Raw genomic sequence first — 5,900 nt, 5'->3', positions numbered from 1 at the left:
AAGGGGTGGCGGGCGTCAGTGGGCTGCCACCGGTTCCTTGGCCGCGTTCTGGTCCGTCAGCTTCTTGTTGGGCAGCGCGAAGCTGATGAGGAAGGCGATGCCGGTCAGCGCGGCGGCCGTGAACATGACCACGTCGATGGAATAGGCAAAGCCTTCGGTGATGGGCCGCGTCAGGACGCTGTTGGCGGTGTGCAGCCAGCTGGTGTCGTTGAGGGATTCGTTCGAGGCGCCGTTCTGGAAGAACTCGTAGAGCTTGGCGTTGGCCGGGTCTGCAGCGACGGCGGGGTCCTGGAGGACTGCCAGGTAGGCGGGATCGGTCATGGCGGATTTCATGCTGTCGGCGATCCGGCTGGCCGCCAGGCTGAACAGCAGCGAGATGAACACGGCCGTCCCCACGGCGCCGCCCATGGAGCGGAAGAACGCCGCGGAGGACGTTCCCACGCCCATGTCACGCGGCGGGACCGAGGTCTGCATCGCAAGGGTAAGCGGCTGCATGCAGAAACCCAGGCCCATGCCGAAGAAGACCGCAATGACGCCTGGAACCCACAGTCCGGTATCCACGTGCAGCGACAGTCCCATGACCAGGGCCGCCGCGGTGAGGATGCCGGTCCCCATGATGGGGAAGATCCGGTAGGTGCCCGAGGCCGAGATGGTGCGGCCGGCCGTGATGGATCCGGTGAGGATGCCCACGGTGAAGGTGATCATCATGAGGCCGGCCTCGGTGGGTGTCAGCCCCTTCACCAGCTGGAGGTACAGGGGCAGCATGGCAATGGCACCGAACATGCCGATGCCGATGATGAAGTTCAGCAGCGAGGACAGGCCGAAGGTGACGTTGCGGAAGAGCCGCAGGGGGATCAGGGCATAGTCGCCCGCGCGCTTCTCGGCCAGCAGGAACCAGACGATGCCCGCCACGCCCAGCCCGTAGCAGAGGAAAGAGTTCAGGGATGCCCAGCCCCAGCTGCGGCCCTGCTCGGCCACCAGCAGGAGCGGAACGATCGCCAGGGTGATGGCGGCCGCGCCCCAGTAATCGATCTTCTGCTTGACGTGCTTCGCGGGCAGGTGGAGGAACAGGAAGACAACGGCCAGCGCGGCCAGGCCGATGGGCAGGTTGATGAAGAACACCCAGCGCCAGCCGTCGAAGCCCAAAATGTTGGCGGACCCGGCGAACGCACCGCCCACCACCGGGCCCAGCACCGAGGAGATCCCGAACACGCTCATGAAGTAGCCCTGGTATTTCGCCCGGTCCTTGAGCGAGACGATGTCGCCGATGATGGTCAGCGCCAGGGCCAGCAGTCCGCCGGCGCCCAGGCCTTGGACGCCGCGGGCGAACGCCAGTTCGGTCATGGAGTTGACCGAGCCGGCGTACAGCGAGCCCACCAGGAAGATGGCGATCGCGGTGAGGTACAGGGGCCGGCGGCCAAAGATGTCACTCAACTTGCCGTACAGCGGCGTGCTGACGGTTGAGGTGATGAGGTACGCGGTGGTGGCCCAGGCCTGGAGTGACAGCCCGTCCAGGTCGTTGGCAATGGTGTAGATGGACGTGGACACGATGGTCTGGTCCAGCGACGCCAGGAACATGCCCAGCATCAGTCCCACCATCACGGTGACAATCTGGCGCTGCGTCAGCGCTTCTCCGGCGGGACGCGCCGTGGGGGTTTTGGACATGCAGGACTCCAGGGGAAGGAAGTAGGAAAAGCGTAGGATAGTTGCTTTCAGTAACTATCCTACGCCCGCTTCTTATTCCCCGTCCCGACGAACTTTTTTGGCGGCGCCCCGTCAGCGCTCCACGAGGATGCCGTCCGGGTCGCACCAGATCATGGCTCCGCTCCGGATGGTCACGCCGTCGATCACCAAGTCAACGTCCACTTCACCGGCGCTCGCCTTGGCACTCTTCTTCGGGTTGCTGCCCAGGGCTTTCACGCCGAGGTCCAGTCCCGCGATCGCTTCACGGTCCCGGATGGCTCCGTTGATAACGACGCCGGCCCAGCCGTTGGCCACTGCGCTTTCGGCAATCATGTCCCCCATCAGGGCTGTCCCCAGCGAGCCGCCGCCGTCCACGACCAGCACGTTGCCGTTGCCCGGTGTGGCCAGGGTGGACTTTACGAGGCCGTTGTCCTGGAAGCAGCGGATGGTCCGGACGGGCCCGCTGAAGTGGGAACGCCCGCCGAGGGACTGGAACTGCAGTGAGACTGATGCCAGTTCGTCGCCGCGCTCGTCGTAGAGGTCGGCGGTGTTGACGGCGGTGCTTTCCGCTGGAGTGGACGCTGCGCTCATGGTTCTCCTCAGTGCTTGGGCTGACGTTGCAGAGTGCTATTCCGCCATCGGACAGGCGGAGTGGTACCGCCCACGATAGTCTGATCCCGTCGCCTATCAGCCGTCCCCGGGGAGCACGTCATGAGCCTGTCAGATACTCCCGCACCGCTGGATCAGGGAGCCGGGGCGCAGGGTACGACGGCGGCGCTCGCCGAGCCGACGCAAAAGGTCACCGCGCGCTGGGTCGCCGGGCTGGTGCTGGTCAACGTGGGCATCAACGCCGCCTTCTTCGGGCCCATCAATATCTTTATCGCCGAGCAGGCCATTGGCATCGACGAAACAAACAAGGAAGCCATCGCCTCCCTCGTACTTGGGTGCGGCGCCGCCGTATCCCTGGTGGCCAATCCGCTCTTCGGGGCGCTGTCTGACCGGACGGTCTCGGGTTTCGGCCGGCGCGCCCCTTGGGTGCTGGCCGGTGCCGTCCTGGCCGCGGCAGCATTGCTGGCGTTGTCCGGGGCCACGGCTGTTGCCCTGATGGTCCTGTTCTGGTGCCTGGTCCAGCTCGGCGCCAACGCGGCCTATGCGGCCATCACCGCCGCCATCCCGGACCGGGTGCCGGTGCTGCAGCGCGGCGGAGTGGGGGGACTTGCGGCCCTGGGCCAAACAGCGGGCATCCTCCTGGGCGCAGTCTTCGGGGCGGTTGTGTCGGGAAACTATATGGTGGGGTACGCCCTGTGTGCTGCCGCCCTGGTGTTCTCGGTGCTGCCGTACTTGTTCCACCGGGATGATCCGCCACTGCCCAGGGAGCTCCGGCCGGCGTTCTCATGGGGCAGTTTCCTGCGCGGCTTCTGGATCAGCCCGGCCCGTCATCCGGACTTCGCGTGGGCATGGCTCACCCGCTTCCTGGTTAACGTCTGCAACCAGCTGACCATTGTGTACCTGATCTTTTTCCTCAGGGACGTCCTCAAGCTTGAGAACCCGGCGCTGGGAGTCCTGATCCTGACCGGCATTTATGCGGTGTTGGTGATGGCTACTGCGGTGATCGCGGGGCCGTGGAGCGACCGGCTGGGCCGGCGGAAGCCGTTTGTGATCGGATCCTCAGTCCTCATTGCCCTCGCGGGCCTCACTATGGCGTTTTTCCCGGTCTGGACCGGCGCCCTGGTTGGCGCCGCCATCCTCGGCGTGGGGTTCGGCGCTTACCAGGCCGTTGACTTTGCGCTGCTGACGCAGGTGCTGCCGCAGGCCGCCGACCGCGGCAAGGATATGGGGGTCATTAACGTGGCCGCCTCGCTGCCGCAGGTGTTCGCGACCGGCCTCGCGTTCCTCGCGGTGACGTACTTCGGGGGGTACTTCACGCTGTTCATTACTGCGGCTGTCATGGGCCTCCTGGGTGCGGTGTTTGTCGTCAAGATCAAGGGCGTCCGCTGACCGAGGTTTGCCCCGGAAGTAAGCCCGCTGACTAATTACGGCACGCTACTGTGCCGTATAGTTGAACCGGACTGCAGGCGGTTCGGGATGGGGACGCTCCTGGCTGCTGCACCATAGGAACACAACCCCGGAATGCTGATGCCCGAGACCATTTCAGACCATCCGCCCATGGCCGCAAGGCCGTCCGCTCCGCGCCAGCGGCTCCGCTATACCCGCATCCTGGAGTCGGCTGCAGGGTTCGCCCGCAAGGGGCTGGACTCCGTGGAACTCTCGGAAGTGGCGGCGAAAGCTGATGTGCCGCTGGGCACCCTTTACCGGTATTTTCCTTCCCCCACCCACCTCATGCTTGCCCTCTACCGCCAGCAACTCGACGAACTGCAGGCCGGGTCGCGGGGCGCCCCGGCCCGCTTCCGCGGCCGGGCCCTGGCGGGGCTGGTGATGGAAATTTTCCACATGCGCGTCATGCAGCCCGCCGTGGAACAGTGCCTGAGCCGCGGCGTCTATGTTCAGGACCGCGACACCACTGCGCTGCTGCGCGAGATCGACGCCCTCAGTGAGAAAGTAGTGGCCACCGCATCCGGGGACGCTGTTGCAGCGCGCGTTCTGCTGCTGACCGTCACTGGTCTGGTCCAGTCCGTCCGGAACCGCCGGCTATCCCTCTTCGAAGCCGAAGAAGACCTCAAAAAGGCCTGCGCACGGCTTTCCCCCGGTACCCAGGCAGGGTTCACACTCCATCAGACGGCGTAACCGGTCTAGTCCAATCCGGCAATAAGTACGCCATAATTGCGTGGCGTACGTCACAGTACTGCCTGGATAAACGTTTAGGCGCAGCTGCTGACCGTCAAATCGGCCGATGACCGGCCTAGCGCCTGCCTACCATGGGTCCACCGGAGCAACAGGGAGTGAACATCCCCGACGTTCCCACGGACCCGCCACCCCTGGGTTTCCTGTCGCACCATTTCCATTGCCTTGAGTCCGCCCGGGCTTGGGTCCCCATGTGCCGTGCGCGCACGGCGAGCACCAGGAGACAACGACGTGTCCATTGACGCAGCCACAGTTACTGACAATTCAGCAGCCACCGCCCTGACAGAAGCCGAGATTTTCGACGCCCACAAGGGCGGCAAGCTGTCCATCACCAGCACGGTCCCGCTGTCCAACAAGCGCGACCTCTCCATCGCCTACACCCCGGGTGTGGCCGAAGTCAGCCGTGCCATCCACAAGCAGCCCGAACTTGCCCGCACCCTGACCTGGGCCGAGCGCCTGGTGGTCGTGGTCAGCGACGGCACCGCCGTCCTGGGCCTGGGCAACATCGGCGCCAGCGCCTCCCTGCCCGTCATGGAGGGCAAGTCCGCCCTCTTCAAGACCTTCGGCGACCTCGACTCCATCCCCCTGGTCCTGAACACCAGCGACGTGGACGAGATCGTGGAAACCCTGGTCCGCCTGCGCCCCAGCTTCGGCGCCGTCAACCTCGAGGACATCGCCGCCCCGCGCTGTTTCGAGCTCGAGGAAAAGCTCATCGAAGCCCTGGACTGCCCGGTGATGCACGATGACCAGCACGGCACCGCAGTTGTTGCCCTGGCCGCCTTGACCAACGCCGCCAAGGTCACCGGACGTCCCCTCGAAGGCCTCCGCGTGGTGGTCTCCGGTGCGGGTGCCGCCGGCATCGCCGTCGCCGAAATCCTGCTGGCCGCCGCCATCACCGACGTTGTCCTGCTGGACTCCCGCGGCGTCATCAACACCAGCCGTAAGGACCTGGCCGCTGACACCACCAGCAAAAAGGCCGACATCGCCCTGCGCAGCAACCCCCGCGGCATCACCGGCGGGCCGGCCGAGGCCCTCACGGGCGCCGACGTCTTCATCGGCGTGTCCTCGTCAAAGCTGGACGAGGCGCACCTGGCCCTGATGAACCAGGACTCGATCGTGTTCGCCCTCTCCAACCCGGACCCCGAAGTGCTGCCCGAGGTGGCCGTGAAGTACGCCGCCGTCGTGGCCACAGGGCGCAGCGACTTCCCGAACCAGATCAACAACGTCCTGGCCTTCCCCGGGATCTTCCGGGGTGCGCTGGATGCCGGCGCCCGCCGCATTACCCCGGCCATGAAGCTCGCGGCAGCGCGGGCCATCGCCGACCTTGCGGCGGAGGACCTGTCGGCGGACTACATCGTCCCCAGCCCGCTGGATCCGCGCGTCGCGCCCGCTGTCACCGCCGCTGTTGCAGCCGC

5 protein-coding genes are annotated in these 5,900 nt (G+C 65.8%); 3 read left to right on the top strand and 2 right to left on the bottom strand.

Features of this window, described 5'->3' with window-relative positions:
- Positions 1–15: 15 nt before the first annotated feature.
- On the bottom strand, positions 16–1,665 hold the full coding sequence (locus P2Q66_RS13870) for an MDR family MFS transporter (protein WP_275728991.1): 1,650 nt from the start codon (positions 1,663–1,665) through the stop codon (positions 16–18).
- Between the two features lie 111 nt (positions 1,666–1,776).
- On the bottom strand, positions 1,777–2,274 hold the full coding sequence (gene rraA, locus P2Q66_RS13865) for a ribonuclease E activity regulator RraA (RefSeq protein WP_275728989.1): 498 nt from the start codon (positions 2,272–2,274) through the stop codon (positions 1,777–1,779).
- 120 nt (positions 2,275–2,394) lie between these two features.
- Here rraA and P2Q66_RS13860 point away from each other — a divergent pair, with 120 nt between their 5' ends.
- From P2Q66_RS13860 to P2Q66_RS13850, 3 genes are all read left to right on the top strand, one after another.
- The gene (locus P2Q66_RS13860) at positions 2,395–3,681 is read left to right on the top strand and encodes an MFS transporter (RefSeq protein ID WP_275728987.1); all 1,287 of its coding nucleotides are present in this window, start codon (positions 2,395–2,397) and stop codon (positions 3,679–3,681) included.
- 138 nt (positions 3,682–3,819) lie between these two features.
- Complete coding sequence (locus tag P2Q66_RS13855; RefSeq protein ID WP_275728985.1) at positions 3,820–4,428, top strand: TetR/AcrR family transcriptional regulator; 609 nt, start codon at positions 3,820–3,822, stop codon at positions 4,426–4,428.
- A gap of 288 nt (positions 4,429–4,716) precedes the next feature.
- A partial coding sequence (locus P2Q66_RS13850) for an NADP-dependent malic enzyme (RefSeq protein ID WP_275728984.1) occupies positions 4,717–5,900 on the top strand: 1,184 nt, incomplete at its 3' end.

This window comes from Arthrobacter sp. Cr_A7, assembly GCF_029222765.1.
In the GTDB taxonomy this organism is placed as follows: Bacteria; Actinomycetota; Actinomycetes; order Actinomycetales; family Micrococcaceae; genus Arthrobacter.
Note: the sequence above shows the minus strand (reverse complement) of the source record. Positions and strands in the feature narration are given on the sequence as shown.